Origin of the sequence: Citrobacter sp. MGH100, assembly GCF_001034465.1 — a bacterium.
Taxonomy (GTDB): Bacteria; Pseudomonadota; Gammaproteobacteria; order Enterobacterales; family Enterobacteriaceae; genus Citrobacter; species Citrobacter youngae.
The window spans coordinates 2259725-2281113 of the sequence record NZ_KQ089800.1 but is presented as its reverse complement, the minus strand read 5'-3'; the positions used below and the strand labels follow the sequence as shown (position 1 = coordinate 2281113).

20 protein-coding genes and 1 other RNA gene are annotated in these 21389 nt (G+C 53.3%); 15 read left to right on the top strand and 6 right to left on the bottom strand.

Annotated elements, in window-relative coordinates; translation table 11 throughout:
- The first annotated feature begins 142 nt into the window (after positions 1 to 142).
- From lon to fadM, 5 genes are all read left to right on the top strand, one after another.
- Positions 143 to 2497, top strand: a complete 2355-nt coding sequence (gene lon / locus SK32_RS10725; protein WP_003831014.1) for an endopeptidase La — start codon at positions 143 to 145, stop codon at positions 2495 to 2497.
- Positions 2498 to 2687: 190 nt separating this feature from the next.
- The gene (gene hupB / locus SK32_RS10720) at positions 2688 to 2978 is read left to right on the top strand and encodes a nucleoid-associated protein HU-beta (RefSeq protein WP_219352570.1); all 291 of its coding nucleotides are present in this window, start codon (positions 2688 to 2690) and stop codon (positions 2976 to 2978) included.
- Between the two features lie 267 nt (positions 2979 to 3245).
- Positions 3246 to 5120, top strand: coding sequence for a peptidylprolyl isomerase (gene ppiD, locus SK32_RS10715; protein WP_048212426.1), 1875 nt, complete (start codon positions 3246 to 3248; stop codon positions 5118 to 5120).
- 146 nt (positions 5121 to 5266) lie between these two features.
- On the top strand, positions 5267 to 5641 hold the full coding sequence (locus SK32_RS10710; protein ID WP_048212425.1) for a helix-hairpin-helix domain-containing protein: 375 nt from the start codon (positions 5267 to 5269) through the stop codon (positions 5639 to 5641).
- A gap of 106 nt (positions 5642 to 5747) precedes the next feature.
- Positions 5748 to 6146 carry a long-chain acyl-CoA thioesterase FadM gene (fadM, locus tag SK32_RS10705; protein ID WP_003021636.1) on the top strand — a complete coding sequence of 133 codons (399 nt, stop codon included), beginning with the start codon at positions 5748 to 5750 and terminating at the stop codon, positions 6144 to 6146.
- 117 nt (positions 6147 to 6263) lie between these two features.
- Here fadM and queC read toward each other — a convergent pair whose 3' ends face one another.
- Complete coding sequence (gene queC, locus SK32_RS10700) at positions 6264 to 6959, bottom strand: 7-cyano-7-deazaguanine synthase QueC (RefSeq protein WP_003021638.1); 696 nt, start codon at positions 6957 to 6959, stop codon at positions 6264 to 6266.
- 65 nt (positions 6960 to 7024) lie between these two features.
- Complete coding sequence (locus tag SK32_RS10695; RefSeq protein ID WP_048212424.1) at positions 7025 to 8725, bottom strand: SgrR family transcriptional regulator; 1701 nt, start codon at positions 8723 to 8725, stop codon at positions 7025 to 7027.
- 144 nt (positions 8726 to 8869) lie between these two features.
- Between SK32_RS10695 and cof the strand changes: the two genes are divergently transcribed.
- Positions 8870 to 9688 carry an HMP-PP phosphatase gene (gene cof, locus SK32_RS10690; protein WP_048212423.1) on the top strand — a complete coding sequence of 273 codons (819 nt, stop codon included), beginning with the start codon at positions 8870 to 8872 and terminating at the stop codon, positions 9686 to 9688.
- A gap of 51 nt (positions 9689 to 9739) precedes the next feature.
- Here cof and SK32_RS10685 read toward each other — a convergent pair whose 3' ends face one another.
- The gene (locus tag SK32_RS10685; protein ID WP_086523606.1) at positions 9740 to 10795 is read right to left on the bottom strand and encodes a PLP-dependent cysteine synthase family protein; all 1056 of its coding nucleotides are present in this window, start codon (positions 10793 to 10795) and stop codon (positions 9740 to 9742) included.
- 112 nt (positions 10796 to 10907) lie between these two features.
- Here SK32_RS10685 and decR point away from each other — a divergent pair, with 112 nt between their 5' ends.
- From decR to amtB, 5 genes are all read left to right on the top strand, one after another.
- Complete coding sequence (gene decR / locus SK32_RS10680) at positions 10908 to 11366, top strand: DNA-binding transcriptional regulator DecR (protein ID WP_005125175.1); 459 nt, start codon at positions 10908 to 10910, stop codon at positions 11364 to 11366.
- Between the two features lie 44 nt (positions 11367 to 11410).
- Positions 11411 to 13183, top strand: coding sequence for a SmdA family multidrug ABC transporter permease/ATP-binding protein (locus SK32_RS10675; protein ID WP_048212421.1), 1773 nt, complete (start codon positions 11411 to 11413; stop codon positions 13181 to 13183).
- Entirely contained in the window at positions 13176 to 14954 is a 1779-nt protein-coding gene (locus SK32_RS10670) for a SmdB family multidrug efflux ABC transporter permease/ATP-binding protein (protein WP_048212420.1), read from the top strand. Before SK32_RS10675 ends, SK32_RS10670 begins: the two co-directional genes overlap by 8 nt.
- A 256-nt stretch (positions 14955 to 15210) precedes the next feature.
- A complete protein-coding gene (glnK, locus tag SK32_RS10665) occupies positions 15211 to 15549 on the top strand; it encodes a P-II family nitrogen regulator (protein WP_003021657.1) in 339 nt (112 codons plus the stop codon).
- 31 nt (positions 15550 to 15580) lie between these two features.
- A complete protein-coding gene (gene amtB, locus SK32_RS10660; protein ID WP_048212419.1) occupies positions 15581 to 16867 on the top strand; it encodes an ammonium transporter AmtB in 1287 nt (428 codons plus the stop codon).
- 50 nt (positions 16868 to 16917) lie between these two features.
- On the opposite strand, the gene tesB is transcribed toward amtB, so the two are convergent.
- Complete coding sequence (gene tesB, locus SK32_RS10655; RefSeq protein WP_003835934.1) at positions 16918 to 17778, bottom strand: acyl-CoA thioesterase II; 861 nt, start codon at positions 17776 to 17778, stop codon at positions 16918 to 16920.
- A gap of 212 nt (positions 17779 to 17990) precedes the next feature.
- Between tesB and SK32_RS10650 the strand changes: the two genes are divergently transcribed.
- A complete protein-coding gene (locus tag SK32_RS10650; RefSeq protein ID WP_048212418.1) occupies positions 17991 to 18560 on the top strand; it encodes a YbaY family lipoprotein in 570 nt (189 codons plus the stop codon).
- Positions 18561 to 18591: 31 nt separating this feature from the next.
- Here SK32_RS10650 and SK32_RS10645 read toward each other — a convergent pair whose 3' ends face one another.
- Positions 18592 to 18981 carry an MGMT family protein gene (locus tag SK32_RS10645; RefSeq protein WP_086523608.1) on the bottom strand — a complete coding sequence of 130 codons (390 nt, stop codon included), beginning with the start codon at positions 18979 to 18981 and terminating at the stop codon, positions 18592 to 18594.
- An 84-nt stretch (positions 18982 to 19065) separates the two neighbouring features.
- Between SK32_RS10645 and ffs the strand changes: the two genes are divergently transcribed.
- From ffs to SK32_RS10635, 3 genes are all read left to right on the top strand, one after another.
- Positions 19066 to 19162, top strand: an RNA gene (gene ffs, locus SK32_RS24675) — signal recognition particle sRNA small type.
- Between the two features lie 198 nt (positions 19163 to 19360).
- Positions 19361 to 19612, top strand: coding sequence for a hypothetical protein (locus SK32_RS10640; protein ID WP_048212417.1), 252 nt, complete (start codon positions 19361 to 19363; stop codon positions 19610 to 19612).
- A complete protein-coding gene (locus SK32_RS10635; protein ID WP_005125184.1) occupies positions 19609 to 19827 on the top strand; it encodes a hypothetical protein in 219 nt (72 codons plus the stop codon). Before SK32_RS10640 ends, SK32_RS10635 begins: the two co-directional genes overlap by 4 nt.
- Positions 19828 to 19886: 59 nt before the next feature.
- Here SK32_RS10635 and yczR read toward each other — a convergent pair whose 3' ends face one another.
- A complete protein-coding gene (gene yczR, locus SK32_RS10630) occupies positions 19887 to 21314 on the bottom strand; it encodes a MocR-like transcription factor YczR (protein ID WP_048212416.1) in 1428 nt (475 codons plus the stop codon).
- Positions 21315 to 21389 lie beyond the last annotated feature (75 nt).

The following is a 21389-nucleotide window of genomic DNA, read 5'->3' as shown; positions in this document are numbered from 1 at the left end:
TATCTCCCCTTTTATTTTTCCGTAAACATGGCGTTGAATGTGTGGGAATCATCCCCATATACTGACATACATGTTAAAGGTGGTGTGAAGCACAGTCGTACCACCTGATTACCTGGCGGAAACTAAACTAAGAGAGAGCTCTATGAATCCTGAGCGTTCTGAACGCATTGAAATCCCCGTATTGCCGTTGCGCGATGTGGTGGTTTATCCGCACATGGTCATACCCTTATTTGTAGGGCGGGAAAAATCTATCCGTTGTCTTGAAGCGGCTATGGACCATGATAAAAAAATCATGCTGGTCGCGCAGAAAGAAGCGTCAACGGATGAGCCGGGTGTAAACGATCTTTTCACCGTCGGGACCGTGGCCTCTATTTTGCAGATGCTGAAACTGCCTGACGGCACCGTAAAAGTGCTGGTCGAGGGGTTACAGCGCGCGCGTATTTCTGCGTTGTCAGACAACGGCGAGCATTTCTCTGCGAAAGCGGAGTACCTTGATTCGCCTGCTATTGATGAGCGTGAACAGGAAGTGCTGGTACGTACAGCTATCAGCCAGTTCGAAGGCTATATCAAGCTAAACAAAAAAATCCCACCAGAAGTGCTGACGTCGCTTAACAGCATTGACGATCCTGCACGTCTGGCGGACACCATCGCAGCGCACATGCCGCTGAAGCTGGCTGACAAACAGTCCGTGCTGGAGATGTCCGACGTGAATGAACGTCTGGAATATCTGATGGCGATGATGGAGTCAGAAATCGATCTGCTGCAGGTTGAGAAACGCATTCGCAACCGCGTGAAAAAGCAGATGGAGAAGTCCCAGCGTGAGTACTATCTGAACGAGCAGATGAAAGCTATTCAGAAAGAGCTCGGCGAGATGGACGATGCGCCGGATGAAAACGAAGCGCTGAAACGTAAGATCGACGCGGCGAAAATGCCGAAAGAGGCAAAAGAGAAAGCGGAAGCGGAACTGCAGAAGCTGAAAATGATGTCTCCGATGTCGGCAGAAGCGACGGTCGTGCGTGGCTACATCGACTGGATGGTACAGGTGCCGTGGAATGCGCGTAGCAAGGTCAAAAAAGACCTGCGTCAGGCGCAGGAAATCCTCGATACCGACCATTACGGTCTGGAACGCGTCAAAGACCGTATCCTTGAGTATCTCGCGGTCCAAAGCCGTGTGAACAAAATCAAGGGGCCGATCCTGTGTCTGGTTGGGCCGCCGGGGGTAGGTAAAACTTCTCTGGGGCAGTCCATCGCCAAGGCGACAGGGCGTAAATACATCCGTATGGCGCTTGGCGGCGTGCGTGATGAGGCTGAAATTCGTGGTCACCGCCGGACTTATATTGGTTCGATGCCGGGCAAACTGATCCAGAAAATGGCCAAAGTGGGCGTTAAAAACCCGCTGTTCCTGCTTGATGAGATCGACAAAATGTCTTCTGACATGCGTGGCGATCCGGCTTCCGCACTGCTTGAGGTGCTGGATCCAGAGCAGAACGTGGCGTTCAGCGATCACTACCTGGAAGTGGACTACGATCTCAGCGACGTGATGTTTGTTGCGACGTCGAACTCCATGAACATTCCAGCACCGTTGCTGGATCGTATGGAAGTGATTCGTCTGTCTGGTTATACCGAAGACGAGAAGCTGAACATTGCGAAACGTCACCTGTTGCCAAAACAGATTGAGCGTAACGCGCTGAAAAAAGGTGAGCTGACGGTCGACGATAGCGCCATTGTAGGCATTATTCGTTACTACACCCGTGAAGCGGGCGTGCGTAGTCTGGAGCGCGAAATCTCCAAACTGTGCCGCAAAGCAGTTAAGCAGTTGTTGCTTGATAAATCACTGAAACACATCGAGATCAATGGCGATAACCTGCACGACTACCTGGGCGTACAGCGCTTTGACTATGGCCGTGCGGATAACGAAAACCGCGTGGGTCAGGTGACTGGTCTGGCGTGGACGGAAGTGGGCGGCGATCTGCTGACCATTGAAACCGCCTGTGTTCCAGGTAAAGGCAAGCTGACTTACACCGGATCGCTCGGCGAAGTGATGCAGGAATCCATTCAGGCAGCGCTGACCGTGGTGCGTGCGCGTGCGGAAAAACTGGGTATTAATCCGGACTTTTACGAAAAACGCGACATTCACGTTCACGTACCTGAAGGCGCGACGCCGAAAGATGGCCCAAGTGCGGGTATTGCCATGTGTACCGCGCTGGTTTCTTGTCTTACCGGCAACCCGGTTCGCGCCGACGTGGCGATGACTGGCGAGATCACCCTGCGTGGTCAGGTTCTGCCTATTGGTGGTTTGAAAGAGAAACTGCTGGCGGCGCACCGCGGCGGCATTAAAACGGTCTTAATTCCAGACGAAAACAAACGTGACCTGGAAGAGATTCCGGACAACGTCATTGCCGATCTTAATATTCACCCGGTGAAACGTATTGAGGAAGTTCTGACTCTTGCGTTGCAAAATGAACCCTCTGGAATGCAGGTTGTGACGGCAAAATAGTGACCTCGCGCAAAGAGCATTAATAAAAACAGGGCTGGCAGGCCATTTCGGGCTTGCCAGCCTTTTTTTGTATAGCTAATTTAGATAACGGATTGGGCTTGCCATCATTATCGGGTGTTGTAAGGGCATGGCAGGCCTGATATAACTGCTGCGCGGTCGCACTTTGAAGGATTCTGGTGCGATATATATTATAAAGAGGAAGAGAAGAGTGAATAAATCTCAACTGATCGACAAAATTGCTGCAGGGGCTGATATCTCTAAAGCTGCGGCTGGACGTGCGTTAGATGCAATTATTGCTTCTGTTACCGAATCCCTGAAAGAAGGTGATGACGTAGCACTGGTAGGTTTTGGTACTTTTGCCGTTAAAGAGCGTGCTGCCCGTACTGGTCGCAACCCGCAAACAGGTAAAGAGATCACCATCGCCGCGGCTAAAGTACCGGGATTCCGTGCAGGTAAAGCACTGAAAGACGCGGTAAACTAAGTGATTTCCCCTTTGGGGATGTGACTAAGTACAAGGGCGCATCAACCGATGTGCCTTTTTTATTTCTGATTCCGGTACTTTCTATGCGTTGTGGGCTGACAATTGCCCCTGTTTCTTGTCACAATAGGCCTTTGTGCGCAGCGTTCAGGAAACGCTATGCTGCGTGAAGCATATATACTCAAAATCCTTGCCGCCGTTGTTGTGTCAACGCGCAGACGGCCTGAAGGATAACGCGTATAGTCATCTACAGCGGAGTGTGGTTACACCATGATGGACAGCTTACGCACGGCTGCTAACAGTCTCGTGCTCAAGATTATTTTCGGTATCATTATCGTGTCGTTCATTTTGACCGGCGTGAGTGGTTACCTGATTGGCGGGGGCAATAACTACGCCGCTAAAGTGAATGGCCAGGAGATCAGCCGCGGGCAGTTCGAGAATGCGTTCAACAGCGAACGTAACCGCATGCAGCAACAGCTGGGCGATCAATATTCTGAGCTGGCGGCGAACGAAGGTTATATGAAAACGCTGCGTCAGCAGGTGCTGAATCGTCTTGTGGACGAAGCGCTGCTGGATCAGTACTCCCGTGAGCTTAAGCTCAACATTAGCGACGATCAGATTAAGCAGGCTATTTTCGCCACACCGGCTTTCCAGGTTGACGGCAAATTTGATAACAACCGCTACAACGCGATTGTGAATCAGATGGGCATGACCGCAGACCAGTACGCGCAGGCATTGCGTAACCAGCTCACCACGCAACAGTTGATCAACGGCGTTGCCGGGACCGACTTTATGCTGAAGGGTGAAACGGACGAACTGGCTGCACTGGTTGCACAGCAACGGATCGTGCGCGAGGCGACGATTGACGTTAACGCACTGGCCGCGAAGCAATCTGTTACCGAGCAGGAAGTTGCCAGCTACTACGAGCAGAATAAAAACAACTTTATGACGCCGGAACAGTTCCGTGTGAGCTATATCAAGCTGGACGCTGCAGCAATGCAGGAAACCGCCAGCGATGCTGATATTCAGTCTTATTATGACCAGCATCAGGATCAGTTCACTCAGCCGCAGCGTAACCGCTATAGCATCATTCAGACCAAAACTGAAGATGAAGCCAAAGCGGTACTGGACGAGCTGAATAAAGGCGGTGACTTTGCTGCGCTGGCGAAAGAAAAATCTGCTGATATCATCTCTGCCCGTAACGGCGGTGATATGGGGTGGCTGGAAGATTCCACCACCCCGGATGAGCTGAAAAATGCCGGTCTGAAAGAAAAAGGCCAACTGTCTGGCGTAATTAAGTCTTCCGTTGGTTTCCTCGTGGCGCGTCTTGATGACGTACAGCCTGCGCAGGTTAAACCGCTGAGCGAAGCCCGCGACGACATTGCGGCGAAAGTGAAGCAGGAAAAAGCGCTGGATGCCTACTATGCGCTGCAACAGAAAGTCAGCGATGCGGCCAGCAACGATAACGAATCTCTGGCGGGTGCAGAGCAGGCAGCAGGTATGAAAGCGGTTGAAACGGGCTGGTTTAGCCGTGACAGCCTGCCGGAAGAACTGAATTTCAAACCAGTCGCTGACATCATTTTCAATGGTGGTCTGGTTGGCGAGAACGGAACGCCTGGCAGTAACTCCGATATCATCACCGTGGATGGCGATCGCGCGTTCGTGCTGCGTATTAGCGAACACAAAGCAGAAGCCGTGAAGCCACTGGCTGAAGTGAAAGAGCAGGTAACTGCGCTCGTTAAGCACAATAAAGCAGAGCAGCAGGCGAAGCTTGATGCCGATAAACTGCTGGCGGATCTGAAAGCCGGTAAAGGCGATGAAGCGCTGAAAGCGGCGGGTCTGAGCTTTGGCGAGGCGAAAACGCTGAGCCGTACGGGTCAGGATCCGTTGAGTCAGGCTGCCTTTGGTCTGAGCCTGCCGGCGAAAGACAAGCCGAGCTACGGTGTTGCGAACGATATGCAGGGTAACGTTGTACTGTTGGCGCTGGACGAGGTGAAAGCCGGTTCTATGCCTGAAGCGCAGAAGAAAGCGATGGTTCAGGGGATCACTCAGAACAACGCGCAGATTGTCTTCGAAGCGCTGATGAGCAACCTGCGTAAAGCGGCAAAAATTAAAGTCGGTGATGCGCTGGAACAGCAGCAATAACCGAGTCCGCTCGCAAAAAATTGCAAAAGTTTGTATCTACAAAAGGCCGCTTTCGCGGCCTTTTCCATTTTTGATATTTGCCGTTTGTCTGCTGTTCTGCACCTCGCTATCGTGATTCCACTGTTAACAAACAAGGAGAAAACAGTATGAAACATGGAATCAAAGCCCTGCTTATCACTCTTTCATTGACCTGCGCTGGTATGGCCCAAACTGCATTGGCGGCTGAGGCTGTCGCCAAAAGCCAGGCGACTCAAACCAAAGCGGAAAACTCAGGGGCGGCACAAAGCAAAGCCACACAGCCCGCTAAAGCAAGCGACGATGAAGGCACCAGGGTAAGCATCAACAGCGCTTCCGCGGAGGATTTAGCGCGAGTCATGAATGGCGTCGGTCTGAAGAAAGCGCAGGCGATTGTGAGCTATCGTGAGGAGTACGGACCGTTTAAAACGGTGGAGGACTTAAAGCAGGTACCGGGTATGGGCAGTTCGCTGGTGGAGCGTAACCTGGCAGTTTTAACACTTTAATAACTTGCACAGCGCTGAAAATTTGCCAGACTGTAGAGGTCATACCAGTTATGACCTCTTTACCCTAAAGTCTGTTCCTATAAAAACAACGTAAGGCCCCTGCGCTATGCAAACACAAATCAAAGTCCGTGGTTTTCATCTTGATGTCTATCAGCACGTCAACAACGCCCGCTATCTCGAGTTTCTGGAAGAAGCCCGTTGGGATGGTCTGGAAAACAGCGACAGCTTTCAATGGATGACCGCACACAACATCGCTTTTGTGGTCGTGAATATAAATATTAACTACCGCCGTCCAGCGGTGCTAAGCGACCTGCTGACCATCACCAGTCAGGTGCAACAGCTAAATGGCAAAAGCGGGGTGTTAAACCAGACAATTACCCTGGAGCCGGAAGGGCAGGTGGTGGCTGACGCGTTGATTACCTTCGTCTGTATTGATTTGAAAACGCAAAAAGCGCTGCCGCTGGAAGGGGAGTTACGCGAAAAACTGGAGCAGATGGTGCAGTAGCTCAACGTTGCCTGATGGCGCTTCGCTTATCAGGCCTACGGGCGACATTGCGTACGATGAACGCTGTCGGTAGGCCGGATAAGGCGTTTACGCCGCCATCCGGCACTATTCGCTCTATTATTTCAGGCCGGTTTTCTGCTTCATTGCCGCCATCACTGCCGGTTTATCCGCCAGATAATGGTTCAGGCCGTTGGCACGCAGATTACACGCCGCACAGTGACCGCAACCGTCACCTTTGATGCCGTTATAGCAGGTTAGTGTTTCTTCGCGTACCAGGTCCAGCTTGCCCCAGTAATCAGCCAGCGCCCAGGTTTCGGCTTTATCGATCCACATCAGTGGGGTTTCAAAGCGAATATCTTTCGCCATCCCCAGGCTTACGGCATGGTTCAGCGCTTTGACGAACTCGTCACGACAGTCCGGATAACCAGAGAAATCGGTCTCGCAAACGCCGGTAATGACCGCCTCTGCCTGCACCTGGTACGCGTAAATTGCTGCCAGCGTTAAGAACAGAATATTGCGTCCTGGCACAAAGGTATTGGGAATGCCGTTCGCATCCGGTTCGTAATCGGGTACCGGAATATTATCGCGGGTCAGGCTGCTGACAGCCAGTTCACTGAGCAGCGTGACATCAAGCACTTTGTGCGCGCGTGCGCCAAGTTTTAAGGCCAGGTCACGTGCGACATCAATCTCAGCGCGATGGCGCTGACCATAATCAAAGGTCACGCAGTGCACTTCATCATACTGATGCAGCGCTTGCGCCAGACAAGTCGTGGAGTCCTGACCTCCACTGAATACAACAACGGCACGTTTCATGGCTTTTCCTGACAAAATAACGAAGCCCTTATGGTAGCGCCTGGGCGTGTCGCCGACCAGCTTCTTCACGATGAAGGGGGCGGTAACCAGGCCTCGGTGAACTCAAACCAGCCACGCGGATTCAAGCGTACGCCGTTCACGCCCGGCGGCGCGCTGATGCGATAGTGATAATTGAACAGCGGCGTCAGGGTTGCGTCATGCATCAGCGTGGCGAAAACCTGCTGTAAAGCTGCATGACGATCGTCCTCATCGGCCTGAATTTGCAAGGCATCCAGCGTGGTCTGCAGATGAGTATATGCGGGTGCATTCAGAACGTGTGACCATAGCTGATCGCAACGTAACCACTGTTCGAGGGTATACTCGGGGGCTTCGCCAATCAGCCTGTCGCCCATCATCAGATCGGCCTGGGCTAAAGGATGGTCGCCATCCCAGTTTTTAGCATTATGAAAAATAAGCGTTAATTCACAGCCCAGTTTTGCCAGGGCCTGGCGAAGCTGTTCAGCCATGGCGTGCAGTTCTACCGGCAGGTGGTAAGCCAACGTCAGTTTTTCTGGTAGCGCTACTTCGTTCAGTTCATCCCATTGTGGGATCGTCCATCCTGGCAGCAGGGCATTGCTGGGAGTAATGAGGTTTTCATCCACCTCAAGCGTCTGTAGCAGCGAAGAGCGGTGGATAATATTGACCAGTCGACGGGCCTGTTGCGTATTCAGCCGCGCGCTTTTTCTGAGTGTGAGATAGCAAAAACCAAGGCTGATCCCGCTGCTTACCTGGCTTAGCATTGGTAACTCTTCAGGTTTACCAATCGCAATTTGCACCGGATGGCGACAGCTGGTGCCCAAATCCTGGGAGAAAAGCTGTGGGGTTATCCAGTATTCAATGGCTTTCAATAGCGGATGACTCAGATGGTAGTGATCGTGACTCTCGATACGCACCAGCTCAGGAGTAAACAGCGTCAACCGGAACGGGCCGGTACCCACAAACGGGTGCTCAGGATGCGCCAGGTGACTGCTGTAGCTCGCCAGACGGTGCGCCAGCCAGAAGTCGGGACGATGCAGAATAAAGGTCAGACACTGGGGATGCGTCACCTCAATGCGCTTTACGCTGATAAACAGCTTATTCAGCGCAGGTAACTCTAACAGCTTCAGCAACTGTTGATGTAGCTGCGTGCTGCTTACCGTATCGCCGTTATGCCAATGCAGGGTGGAACGAATATAGAAATCCCAGCGCAGGCCGTCAGCGGAGATATTCCAGTGGTGGGCTAAGTCTCCACAGGGACGTTGCGTAGTGCTGTCAAAACGTGTCAGGCCAGAGAATACCTGTCCGGCAAGGTGCTGCTCTGCGCGACCGGGCAGGAATCCAGGATGCAAAGGTTCGAGCTGGCGATAATAGGGGATACGCAGGGTTGGCGTATCATTTTGCCATTGCCCGCCCATAAACGGCTGCAGCAGGGTTCTTAATTCCCCGGGGGCCAGTTGAGCCAGTTCCAGTACGCTGAGCTGTTCACCCTTTTGCAGTGCCTGCTCCATCATCGTGTTGCGCAGCGAGTCTGGGGTGACCAAAAAACGTAATGCTCCGCGTTTCCCGCGTCCGGACTGAGCGTGCCACTCCAGCCAGCCCGCATCCTGCGCTTGCTTTAGCAGGGTTCGCACGTGGCGCTCGCTGCAAAAACAGCGTTCAGCCAGTTCCCCGACGGTCACCGACTGCGGTTCTCCGTTCGAAGGCAGCCACAGGCGTTGATACTGGTTCAGGCGATTAAGCAGACGCATTGATACTTTATCCTTCAGGATGCCCGTTAACGGTTTTTGCGCAGAGAAACCCGGAACAATTCATTTTATCTATTCACTATTACTTCCGTATATCTCAGGTGATACTGAATCACAAGTTAACCGCGTCACAGTGTGGAGAAAGAAATGGCTCGTCTGGCTGCATTTGATATGGATGGCACCCTTTTGATGCCGAATCACCATTTAGGTGACGAAACGCTTTCAACGCTGGCGCGTCTGCGTGAACGCGATATCACCCTGACATTTGCCACTGGCCGCCATGTGCTGGAAATGCGCCACATTTTGGGTTCTATCTCACTGGACGCCTTTTTGATCACCGGTAACGGCACGCGCATTCACTCTCTTGAGGGCGATGTGTTGCACCGTCAGGATCTGGATCCGAATGTTGCGGATATCGTGTTACATCAGAAATGGGATACCACCGCCAGCATGCATGTCTTTAATGACAACGGTTGGTTCACCGGACAAGAGATACCCTCGCTGCTACAGGCGCATGTGTATAGCGGATTTCGCTACCAGATCGTCGATGTGAAACGTATTCCGGCTCATCAGGTAACGAAGATCTGTTTCTGCGGCGATCATGAGTCGCTGATCCAATTGCGCATTCAACTGAATGAAGCGCTGGGAGAACAGGCGAATCTCTGTTTCTCCGCGGTTGATTGCCTTGAGGTACTACCGCTGGGCTGTAACAAAGGCTCTGCGCTGGCGGTACTAAGCGAGCACTTGGGTTATTCCATGGCTGACTGCATGGCATTTGGCGATGCCATGAACGATCGCGAAATGTTAGGTAGCGTTGGGCGCGGCCTGATTATGGGTAACGCAATGCCGCAACTGATGGCTGAACTGCCGCATTTATCGGTGATTGGGCATTGCCGCAATCAGGCTGTATCTCACTTTTTGACGCATTGGCTGGACAATCCGCATCTACCTTATTCCCCCGAATGAGAGATCCCTTCCAGCAAGCCAGACTTCGCGTCTGGCTTTTTTTTTGTCTGCTCAGTGTGTATTCAGCAACTGGGCAAGTTCCGCTTTCCACGGCGTTAAATCGCCTATGTGCGCGTCAACCCATTGCGGGTTGTAGTAGGTTTCCAGATAGCGTTCGCCGCTGTCGCACAGCAGCGTCACCAGCGACCCCGTTTCTCCGGCGTCGCGCATACGGGCGGCAAGTTGTAACGTCCCCCACATGTTGGTTCCGGTTGAGGCGCCCACTTTACGACCCAACTGCGTTTCCAGCCAGTGCGCGGTGGCAACGCTTGCGGCATCCGGCACGCGCAGCATTTCATCAACTACGTCAGGAATGAAGGACGGTTCGACACGCGGACGGCCGATGCCTTCAATTTTGCTGCCGACCGGGCTGCGCAATGTCGCATCGCGATCCTGCCAGAAGGGCAGAAAAACCGAATTCTCCGGGTCCACCACCATCAGACGAGTGTCGTAGCCCTGACAGCGAATATAGCGACCAATGGTTGCGGAGGTGCCGCCGGTTCCGGCGCTCATCACGATATGGCGAGGCACGGGGTTGGGTTCACACTGCATCTGGCGGAAGATACTGTCGGCAATATTGTTGTTACCACGCCAGTCGGTGGCGCGTTCAGCATAGGTGAACTGGTCCATATAATGCCCGTTCAGTTCACGTGCCAGCTGCTCAGAAGCCGCATAAATTTCGCAGGCGCTTTCCACGAAGTGGCAGCGGCCGCCATAAAATTCAATTTGTTCAATTTTGCGTTTTGCCGTACAGGAAGGCATGACAGCAATAAACGGCAGCCCTAACAGTCGAGCGAAATAAGCCTCAGATACCGCCGTTGAACCGGACGATGATTCAATGATGGTGGTGCCTTCTTTGATCCAGCCATTACACAGTCCGTAGAGAAACAGTGAACGTGCCAGGCGATGTTTCAGGCTACCGGTTGGATGCGTGCTCTCATCTTTCAAATAGAGCTGAATACCCGGAAACGCCGGAAGCGACAGGCGAATAAGATGCGTATCGGCAGAACGCTGGTAATCCGCATTAATTTCATTGATGGCGTTTTTAACCCAGGAGCTATTCATCATTAATATCCATTTGTCATTTTGTGCCCAGAATAGCGAAAAGCACGGAAAAAATTGTTGCCATTTAGCCTTTAAAATAGAATGTAAGGAGAAAATTCTTCTCTGTGGAGTGGATATGTTAGACAAAATTGACCGTAAGCTGCTTGGCCTACTGCAACAAGACTGCACCCTTTCTTTGCAGGCGTTAGCCGATGCCGTTAATCTGACGACCACCCCCTGCTGGAAACGGCTCAAGCGGCTTGAGGATGACGGCATTCTGCTGGGCAAGGTTGCTCTGCTGGATCCGGAAAAACTGGGGCTGGGTTTAACCGCGTTTGTGCTGATTAAAACCCAGCATCATAGCAGCGAGTGGTACTGCCGCTTTGTCACCGAAGTGACCGGGATGCCGGAGGTGCTGGGTTTCTGGCGAATGGCTGGGGAGTACGACTACCTGATGCGGGTGCAGGTTGCTGATATGAAACGCTATGATGATTTCTATAAGCGTCTGGTGAATAGCGTACCGGGCCTGTCTGATGTTACCTCCAGTTTTGCGATGGAACAGATTAAATACACGACTGCTCTACCTATTGAATAACTCTCCCGGTGATCATTGCCGGAAATCTTGTCAGGACATAACGCGTGCGATTATTTGCTCAATTAAGCTGGTACTTCCGCCGGGAGTGGCGTCGCTACCTCGGGGCGGTGGCCTTGCTTATCATCATCGCTATTCTTCAGCTTATCCCGCCAAAAGTGGTCGGTATCATCGTGGACGGCGTGACGACACAGCGGTTCACCACCGAGCGACTGCTGATGTGGGTTGGCACGATTGCCCTGATTGCGGTGGTTGTCTATTTGTTGCGCTATGTCTGGCGCGTACTTTTGTTCGGCGCATCCTACCAACTGGCAGTTGAACTACGCGAAGACTATTACCGCCAGTTGAGCCGCCAGCATCCTGAATTTTATCTGCGTCATCGCACCGGCGATCTGATGGCGCGTGCAACTAACGATGTTGATCGGGTGGTGTTTGCGGCTGGCGAAGGTGTATTGACGCTGGTGGACTCGCTGGTCATGGGGTGCGCGGTGTTGATCGTGATGTCTACGCAAATCAGTTGGGAGCTGACGCTTATCGCGCTACTCCCAATGCCGGTGATGGCGATAATGATCAAACGTTACGGTGATCGACTCCATAACCGCTTTAAGGTTGCGCAAGCAGCGTTCTCCAGCCTTAACGATCGTACTCAGGAAAGCCTGACCAGTATCCGTATGATTAAGGCTTTTGGTCTGGAAGACCGACAGTCGGCGCTATTTGCCGCAGATGCTAAAGATACCGGCAAGAAAAACTTACGGGTCGCCCGCATTGACGCCCGTTTTGACCCCACGATTTATATCGCCATTGGTATGGCTAACCTGCTGGCTATCGCCGGGGGAAGCTGGATGGTGGTTCATGGCTCTCTGACCCTTGGTCAGTTAACCAGTTTTATGATGTATCTCGGGCTGATGATTTGGCCGATGCTGGCGCTGGCATGGATGTTTAACATTGTTGAGCGAGGCAGCGCCGCGTATAGCCGTATTCGCGCCATGCTGGCTGAAGCGCCGGTAGTGGATGACGGCACAGAACCCGTGCCGGAAGGACGCGGCGAGCTGGCGGTGGCAATTCGCGAATTTCGCTACCCGCAAACGGCTCATCCGGTGCTGGAGAATGTGAATTTCCAGCTTAAGCCAGGGCAGATGCTGGGTATTTGTGGCCCGACCGGCGCGGGTAAAAGTACAGTGTTGTCGCTGATCCAGCGTCATTTTGATATCACTGAGGGCGATGTACGCTTTCATGATATCCCGTTAACTCGCTTGCAACTTGATAGCTGGCGTAGCCGTCTGGCAGTGGTCAGCCAGACACCTTTCTTGTTCTCGGATACGGTCGCCAACAACATAGCGCTTGGACGCCCACAGGCCACACAGGAAGAGATCGAACATGTTGCACGTCTGGCCAGCGTGCATGAGGATATTTTACGTCTTCCGCAAGGCTATGACACCGAAGTGGGTGAACGCGGGGTGATGCTGTCCGGTGGACAAAAACAGCGTATTTCTATCGCTCGTGCGCTGCTGCTGAATGCTGAAATCCTGATTCTTGACGATGCGTTATCGGCGGTGGATGGTCGTACTGAACATCGAATCCTGCATAACCTGCGCCAGTGGGGAGAAGGCAGAACCGTGATAATCAGCGCTCACCGTTTATCTGCGCTGACAGAAGCCAACGAGATTATCGTGATGCAGCATGGGCATATTGCCCAGCGCGGTGAGCATGAATCTTTAGTGCAACAGCCTGGCTGGTATCGCGATATGTACCGCTATCAGCAACTGGAAGCGGCGCTGTCTGATGCGCCAGAAATAAACGAGGAGGCGGCTAATGCGTAGTTTTGGGCAGCTATGGCCGACCCTGAAAAGACTGCTGGCGTACGGCTCTCCGTGGCGAAAACAGCTGGCAATTGCGGTAGTTATGCTGTGGGTGGCGGCTGCGGCGGAAGTCAGCGGCCCACTGCTGATTAGCTATTTTATCGATAACATGGTGGCGAAGAACAATCTGCCGCTGGCGATGGTTGCTGGGCTGGTGGCGGCATATGTCGGTCTGCAACTGTTGGCGGCGGGCCTGCATTACGCGCAGTCATTACTCTTTAACCAGGCGGCCGTTGGTGTGGTGCAGCAGTTACGTACCGATGTGATGGATGCCGCGCTACGTCAGCCGCTCAGTGCTTTCGATACTCAGCCAGTCGGGCAGCTTATCTCACGTGTGACCAATGACACCGAAGTGATCCGTGACCTGTATGTGACGGTGGTCGCAACGGTCCTGCGCAGCGCGGCCTTAATCGGTGCCATGCTGGTGGCGATGTTCAGCCTTGAGTGGCGTATGGCGCTGGTGGCGATGGCCATTTTCCCGGCGGTGATGGTGGTGATGGTGATTTATCAGCGCTACAGCACCCCGATTGTGCGTCGGGTGCGCGCTTATCTGGCGGATATTAACGATGGCTTTAACGAAGTCATCAACGGCATGAGCGTTATCCAACAGTTCCGCCAGCAGGCGCGCTTTGGTGAGCGAATGGGCGAAGCCAGCCGCTCGCACTATATGGCGCGTATGCAGACTCTGCGCCTGGATGGCTTTTTGTTGCGTCCGCTGCTGAGCCTTTTCTCGGCGCTGATCCTCTGCGGTTTGCTGATGCTGTTTAGCTTTACGTCCGGCACGTCCATTGAGGTCGGGGTGCTGTATGCGTTTATCAGCTACCTCGGCCGTTTGAACGAGCCGCTGATCGAGCTGACCACCCAGCAATCAATGCTGCAGCAGGCGGTTGTCGCCGGCGAGCGAGTGTTCGAACTGATGGACGGGCCTCGTCAGCGCTATGGTGAAGATGATCGACCGCTGAAGAGCGGGGACATTGAGGTGGATAACGTTTCATTTGCCTATCGTGACGACAATCTGGTGCTGCAAAACATCAGTCTGTCCGTGCCTTCGCGCAGCTTTGTAGCGTTGGTCGGGCATACCGGTAGCGGCAAAAGCACGCTCGCCAGTCTGCTGATGGGGTACTACCCGCTGACGCAGGGGGAAATCCGTCTGGACGGACGACCGCTGTCTTCACTGAGCCACAGTGTGTTACGCCAGGGCGTGGCGATGGTGCAACAGGATCCGGTGGTGATGGCGGATACCTTCCTGGCAAACGTCACGCTGGGTCGTGATATCTCAGAAGAACGGGTGTGGCAGGCGCTGGAAACCGTACAGCTGGCCGAGCTGGCGCGGGGTCTGAGCGAGGGTATTCATACCCGGCTGGGCGAGCAGGGCAATAATCTATCAGTCGGGCAGAAACAGCTGCTGGCGCTGGCGCGCGTGCTGGTCGAAACGCCGCAGGTGCTGATTTTGGACGAAGCGACGGCCAGCATTGACTCCGGTACTGAACAGGCTATTCAGCAGGCGTTGGCAGCGGTGCGTGAGCACACCACGCTGGTGGTGATTGCGCATCGGTTATCCACTATTGTCGATGCGGATACCATTCTGGTGCTACATCGTGGGCAGGCGGTTGAGCGTGGTACGCACCAGCAACTACTGGCTGCGCAAGGCCGCTACTGGCAAATGTATCAACTGCAGTTGGCGGGCGAAGAGCTGGCGGCTAGCGTAAACGAAGATTCGGCAATCGCCTGATGGCGCTGCGTTTATCAGGCCTACAGCCAGTGTGGTTTCGTAGGCCTGAGAAAGCGTTTTCGCCGCCATCCGGCAATCAACAATCTGGTGCAAAAATGTAACGCACTATGCACCGTTATAGTGCATTTTTTCTTTTTCTCTCCTGGCCGTACCCCGTGCGGCTGAATCATCCCGCGTTTTTCATTCCTGGCACATCCCTTGCAATATTCATTTGGTGTATCTGCAGCCACTACTGAATTCTGACTGGAGGGGATCTATGAAGCTGGTTACCGTGGTAATCAAACCGTTCAAACTGGAAGACGTCCGTGAAGCATTGTCGTCTATTGGTATTCAGGGGCTGACCGTCACCGAAGTGAAGGGGTTTGGCCGACAAAAAGGTCATGCCGAGTTGTACCGGGGAGCTGAATACAGCGTCAACTTCTTACCCAAAGTGAAGATTGATGTGGCAATTGCTGATGACCAACTGGATGGCGTAATTGATGTCATCAGTAAGGCCGCCTACACCGGAAAAATTGGCGACGGCAAAATTTTCGTCGCCGAGCTGCAACGTGTGATTCGTATTCGTACCGGCGAAGCCGACGAAGCCGCACTGTAACGTCTGACACACAGTGATAGGAAACCAAAAAATGAAGATAGCGACGATGAAAACAGGTATTGCTTCACTGGCGCTGCTGCCGGGTCTGGCGATGGCGGCACCGGCGGTTGCAGATAAAGCGGATAACGCTTTTATGATGATCTGTACCGCGCTGGTGCTGTTTATGACCATCCCAGGCATTGCGCTGTTCTATGGTGGTTTGATTCGCGGTAAGAACGTGTTGTCGATGCTGACCCAGGTGACGGTGACATTTGCTCTGGTTTGTATTTTATGGGTGGTTTATGGCTACTCACTGGCCTTTGGCGAAGGAAATAATTTCTTCGGTAACTTCAACTGGGTCATGCTGAAGAATATTGCACTGACGGCGGTCACGGGGAGCTTCTACCAGTACATTCACGTTGCTTTTCAGGGGTCTTTCGCTTGCATTACCGTTGGGCTTATTGTCGGTGCACTGGCTGAGCGCATTCGGTTCTCTGCGGTGCTGATTTTTGTGGTGGTGTGGCTGACGCTGTCCTACATCCCTATTGCACACATGGTCTGGGGCGGCGGTTTGCTGGCTACTCACGGTGCGCTGGATTTTGCTGGCGGTACGGTAGTACATATCAACGCTGCGATTGCTGGCCTGGTTGGGGCTTATCTGATCGGTAAACGCGTCGGTTTTGGCAAAGAAGCGTTTAAGCCACATAACCTGCCAATGGTCTTTACCGGCACGGCTATTCTCTATATCGGTTGGTTTGGCTTTAACGCTGGCTCCGCGGGTATGGCGAATGAAATTGCCGCGCTGGCCTTCGTCAATACCGTTGTTGCAACCGCGGCCGCCATTCTCGGCTGGATCTTCGGTGAATGGGCGCTGCGTGGCAAACCGTCCCTGCTGGGCGCGTGTTCTGGCGCCATTGCCGGTCTGGTAGGCGTGACACCTGCCTGTGGCTATATCGGTGTCGGCGGCGCGCTGATTATCGGTGTCGCTGCGGGGCTGGCTGGCCTGTGGGGCGTAACCATGCTGAAGCGCTTTCTGCGCGTTGATGACCCGTGTGATGTCTTCGGTGTTCACGGTGTGTGCGGCATTGTCGGCTGCATCCTGACCGGCGTTTTCGCGGCCAGCTCTCTGGGCGGCGTAGGCTTTGCCGAAGGCGTTACCATGGGGCATCAGTTGCTGGTACAACTGGAAAGCGTGGCGATCACCATCGTCTGGTCCGGCGTGGTGGCCTTCATTGGCTATAAGCTGGCGGATATGACGGTGGGGCTGCGTGTACCAGAAGAGCAGGAACGCGAAGGTCTGGATGTGAACAGCCACGGCGAGAACGCTTACAACGCTTGATGTTTCAATCTGCCGGATGGCAACGCTTTTGCGTCACCATCCGGTAATTCTCAATTACGATTACGCATTACCCCTTCCTGCACGGTAGAAGCAACCAGCACGCCGTCCTGCGTATAAAACTCCCCGCGAACAAAGCCCCGTGCGCCGGAGGCCGAAGTACTCTCGACGTTATACAACAACCACTCATTGATATTAAACGGACGATGGAACCACATGGAGTGGTCAATGGTGGCGATCTGAATCCCTTTTTCCAGGAAACCAATTCCGTACGGCTGCAGCGCAACAGGCAGGAAGTTCAGGTCTGAAGCATAACCCAGCAGATATTGGTGGACGCGCAGATCGTCCTGCAACTCGCCGTTTGCACGGATCCAAACCTGGCGCGCCGGAGGTGCGACGTGACCTTTTAAGGGGTTATGAAATTCAACCGGACGCACTTCCAATGGACGATCGTTGATAAATTTTTCTTTCAACAGCGGCGGCAGCAAATGCGCCACTGAGCGAGCAATTTCTGTTTCTGATTTAAGCTCATCGGGACTCGGCGCATCCGGCATGGTTTTCTGATGTTCAAATCCGTCTTCCGGCGCCTGGAAAGAGGCTGTCATGTAAAAAATAGGTTTACCATTCTGGATTGCGGCAACGCGGCGCGCGCTGAAGCTGTTACCATCACGCAGCACCTCGACATCATAGATGATGGGCTTTTGGCTATCGCCGGGGCGTAAAAAGTAGCTGTGAAAAGAGTGGACCAGACGCTCTTCCGGTACGGTTTCTTTGGCGGCATACAGCGCCTGACCGACAACCTGTCCCCCAAAAACCTGACGTAACCCTAAGTCTTCACTTTGGCCCCGAAAGAGTCCTTCTTCAATTTTTTCCAGATTTAACAATGTCAGCAAATTTTTCAGTGCCAGACTCATACGTGCTCTCCAGGTAATAGCGTTCTCGCAGCGAGGTAGGCAGAGTATAACGCAATTTTGAAAGTGGTCCGATGGGTGCAATTGTCTGAATTACTGGCCGATTACAGGCAAAACCAGCTGTCTTGTGCCACACTTAGTCACGTTATGTTTTTGTTAACCACTCTTCTGGCGAGGAAAGTTCTCGCTGGTGCATAGATGATAAGGAGAATTTAATGAAACTCGTGCACATGGTAAGTGGTTTAGCGGTTGCGGTCGCTCTGGCGGCCTGTGCTGATAAAAGCGCGGATATTCAGACACCTGCGCCAAGCCCTAATACGTCAATTGCTGACACACAGTCAAAAATTCAACAGCCGAATGTGTCTGGTACGGTATGGATCCGCCAGAAAGTTGCCTTACCGCCGGATGCCGTGCTGACCGTAACACTGTCAGATGCATCGCTTGCCGATGCACCGTCAAAAGTGCTGTCGCAAAAAGTTGTACGTACCGAGGGTAAACAAGCACCATTCAGCTTCGTACTCCCGTTTAACCCGGCAGATATTCAGCCGAACGCCCGTATTCTGCTGAGTGCGGCGATTACGGTGAATGATAAACTGGTCTTTATTACTGATACCGTCCAGACGGTGATCAATCAGGGAGGGACTAAAGCCGACCTGACCCTGGTCCCGGTCCAGCAGACGGCTGTTCCAGTACAGGCGAGTGGTGGTGCCGCGACAACGGTACCGTCAACGTCACCCACACAGGTGAATCCGTCTTCCGCCGTTCCTGCCCCGACACAGTACTAAGGGCATACTAACCCTCTCCATCCGGAGGGGGTTAGTACACCCAGCGATAGCGCTGTAAATCGATTTGTCCACTCCCTGAAACCACAATACCTTCCGCCAGCAACGCCTGACGCTGTCGTTGTAGGTCTGGACCTGTAAGCGAAATGGCACCATGACGATTAACCACCCGATGCCAGGGCAAAGTGCTGCCTTCGGGGAGACGCTTAAGCACGCCGCCTACCTGGCGAGCAGCACGCGGTGAGCCAGCAAGCCTGGCGACATCGCCATAGGTGGTGACGAATCCTTCGGGGATTGAGGCAACGATTTGCCAGACGCGTTGAGGGAAAGAGTCTTGTATATCCATCGTTTTTTCCTGCGCTAATCCTCCAGCATAATCCCGAATGACGAGGTAGTGAAGCTTCATTGCACAAGAAAACAGCATCCGGTGCTGGATGGGTTGCAATTACCGGGTGCAGCAGTGATAATGCGCCTGCGCGTTGGTTGACAACGCTCTCAATGGGGGCTCTGTTGGTTCTCCCGCAACGCTACTCTGTTCACCAGGTCAGGTCCGGAAGGAAGCAGCCAGGGCAGATGACGTGTGTGCCGGGATGTAGCTGGCAGGGCCCCCACCCAATTCTGCCGTCCGGCAATCTCAATTCTTCTCATCTTCTTTTCTTTGTCATCGTATTGTCATTTTATTGTCATCAAATGCTGTCAATGTGTTTCGGGGATGTTATTTGATGCTTTTGCCGCTGCCATCGCGCTGTAACGACATGGTCTTACATCCGGTGTGTTTTGGCTGACCACAAGGATTTTCTACGATGTCGACCGCTGTATTGAATGTCAAAATTGATGAGGCGCTAAAAGAAAAGCTGCGTCACTACGCTGAAGTGAATAATGAGAACCTAAGTATCTCGACGGAAAAATTGCTACTTATCGCGTTTTCCGCCATTGAAGAGGCGGGAGTCTCCGCTGATGATATTGATAGCCAGCATACGGAAGAATCCGTGGTTGAAGCACTGACTCCTAAAGAAATCAAAGCATTGCGCAGATTACTGAAGAAGAAAAAATGAAACAACAACCGCTCTCAACCGCCTGTAATTATGGCGAAGCCTGTGAATTGCTACGTTCCGGTTATGTTAAACATGTTCGTTTGAGCTGGAATGTCGGTAGCGATGAGTTTTTCCGTATTGCTTCTGACTGGTGCGATGCCGGGGCGAAAATTAAGAAAGACGGCGAGAATTTTGTGATTTCCCTGAAGGGGTTCCCGGTTCCTCCTCAGCGGTAATAATGCCCAGACATCCTCGTCCATCACGGTATTCCAGGACGAGTCTTTTGACTCGTCGCTTAGATTATTTTGCGCATTTTCCCGTGACTTGCCTGTAAACGCAGATTATCCCAAATGGGTTGCAACGTCCGGAAAGCCGAGCGCATTGTGTCATCGGGCAGAGCAAAGGGCATACGCAAAAAGCGATCGAATGCGCCATCCAGGCCGAAGCGCGTCCCGGTACCCAACTGAATACCTGCACTTTCGGCACGGGTGGCAAAGAGTGTTGCCAGCGTATCGGGTAATTCAACCCAGAAAGAGAGTCCCCCCTGTGGTTGAGTAAACTGCCACTCCGGGAAATGTGTCTTCATCAGGTCATGGCACAGATCGCGCCGGGTGGTGAGCAATTGCCGTCTGTCGGGAAGAAAATCGGCCGCATTGTCCAGCAACCAACCCGTGGCAAGCTGTTCAAGCACTGGTGATCCTAAATCAAATGTGTCGCGAGTCTGTACCAGCGCGGCAATAGTACGTGACGAGGCCCGAATCCATCCCAGACGCAGACCTCCCCAGAAGCTTTTCCCTGCCGATCCCAGCAGGATCACCGGCGCACCGCGATTGAATGCAGCAAGTGGAGGCGGAGGCGGGGCGTCATACCACAGGTTCACCATGGTCTCATCGACCACCAGCGTGGTGCAGGTTCTTTCCGCAATATCCGCCACAACCTGGCGAGTTTCGGCGTCCATACAGCGTCCGGTCGGGTTGTGAAAGTCCGGCATCAGATAGGCCATTCTCGGGGCTGTTTGCGCGAGGGTGGCAACCAGACCCGCTGTATCCCAACCGTGCTCAGGCAGCGAAACGCCGACGGGGCGACATGATGCCCCTTGTATTGCTGCAATCGCCAGCGGATATGTGGGGTGATCGACCACTACGCGATCGCCGGGACCGGTGAGTAAACGCAGGATCAACGCCAGGCCGCTGACCGCGCCGTTCACGACCATTATTTCATCCGACTGTGTGGGTAATCCACGTTCGCAATAATGCCGGGCGATGGATTCACGCAAAACCGCCAGTCCCTGCGGCAGATACCCGGAGCTCAGCAAATGCTGCGGCATCGCAAATAACGCTTGTTGGTAAGCCTGATGAATTTCTGGCCCGGCGCTGAGGGCCGCTGTGGACAAATCCAACGCTGTGCCGGTACTGGTTCGCGTAGGCACATGACGAATGTGTTCCGGCAGGATCACCCGTGAGCCGCTCCCATGACGGCTTTCCAGATATCCCTCTTCACGCAGTTGCGCCATGGCGCTGGCGACGGTGGTTCGGCTCACTTCCAGAACGGCAGCGAGCTCGCGTTCGCCGGGCAAGCGACTATCCAGTGCCAGTCGACCATCCAGGATCAGCAGACGTAACGCTTCCGCCAGTTGTCGCCAGATAGGCGTTCGCGAGGGGCTTTCCTGCCAGTGCCCTAGCAGGCGCTGCAAAGATTGACTTCCGTAACGGCGAGATGACATAGCAGTCCACTTTTTGAAAACTGGACATTAATCATAGTGCCAATTGCGGTGAAGATGAAAGCTATCTGAGAGGCG

Excerpts from the sequence above, each read along its gene's own strand:
- lon (WP_003831014.1), top strand. The coding sequence starts at position 143 with ATGAATCCTGAGCGTTCTGAACGCATTGAAATCCCCGTATTGCCGTTG.
- ppiD (WP_048212426.1), top strand. The coding sequence starts at position 3,246 with ATGATGGACAGCTTACGCACGGCTGCTAACAGTCTCGTGCTCAAGATT.
- SK32_RS10710 (WP_048212425.1), top strand. The coding sequence starts at position 5,267 with ATGAAACATGGAATCAAAGCCCTGCTTATCACTCTTTCATTGACCTGC.
- fadM (WP_003021636.1), top strand. The coding sequence starts at position 5,748 with ATGCAAACACAAATCAAAGTCCGTGGTTTTCATCTTGATGTCTATCAG.
- queC (WP_003021638.1), bottom strand. The coding sequence starts at position 6,959 with ATGAAACGTGCCGTTGTTGTATTCAGTGGAGGTCAGGACTCCACGACT.
- SK32_RS10695 (WP_048212424.1), bottom strand. The coding sequence starts at position 8,725 with ATGCGTCTGCTTAATCGCCTGAACCAGTATCAACGCCTGTGGCTGCCT.
- cof (WP_048212423.1), top strand. The coding sequence starts at position 8,870 with ATGGCTCGTCTGGCTGCATTTGATATGGATGGCACCCTTTTGATGCCG.
- SK32_RS10685 (WP_086523606.1), bottom strand. The coding sequence starts at position 10,795 with ATGATGAATAGCTCCTGGGTTAAAAACGCCATCAATGAAATTAATGCG.
- decR (WP_005125175.1), top strand. The coding sequence starts at position 10,908 with ATGTTAGACAAAATTGACCGTAAGCTGCTTGGCCTACTGCAACAAGAC.
- SK32_RS10670 (WP_048212420.1), top strand. The coding sequence starts at position 13,176 with ATGCGTAGTTTTGGGCAGCTATGGCCGACCCTGAAAAGACTGCTGGCG.
- glnK (WP_003021657.1), top strand. The coding sequence starts at position 15,211 with ATGAAGCTGGTTACCGTGGTAATCAAACCGTTCAAACTGGAAGACGTC.
- amtB (WP_048212419.1), top strand. The coding sequence starts at position 15,581 with ATGAAGATAGCGACGATGAAAACAGGTATTGCTTCACTGGCGCTGCTG.
- tesB (WP_003835934.1), bottom strand. The coding sequence starts at position 17,778 with ATGAGTCTGGCACTGAAAAATTTGCTGACATTGTTAAATCTGGAAAAA.
- SK32_RS10650 (WP_048212418.1), top strand. The coding sequence starts at position 17,991 with ATGAAACTCGTGCACATGGTAAGTGGTTTAGCGGTTGCGGTCGCTCTG.
- SK32_RS10645 (WP_086523608.1), bottom strand. The coding sequence starts at position 18,981 with ATGCTGTTTTCTTGTGCAATGAAGCTTCACTACCTCGTCATTCGGGAT.
- SK32_RS10640 (WP_048212417.1), top strand. The coding sequence starts at position 19,361 with ATGTCGACCGCTGTATTGAATGTCAAAATTGATGAGGCGCTAAAAGAA.
- SK32_RS10635 (WP_005125184.1), top strand. The coding sequence starts at position 19,609 with ATGAAACAACAACCGCTCTCAACCGCCTGTAATTATGGCGAAGCCTGT.
- yczR (WP_048212416.1), bottom strand. The coding sequence starts at position 21,314 with ATGTCATCTCGCCGTTACGGAAGTCAATCTTTGCAGCGCCTGCTAGGG.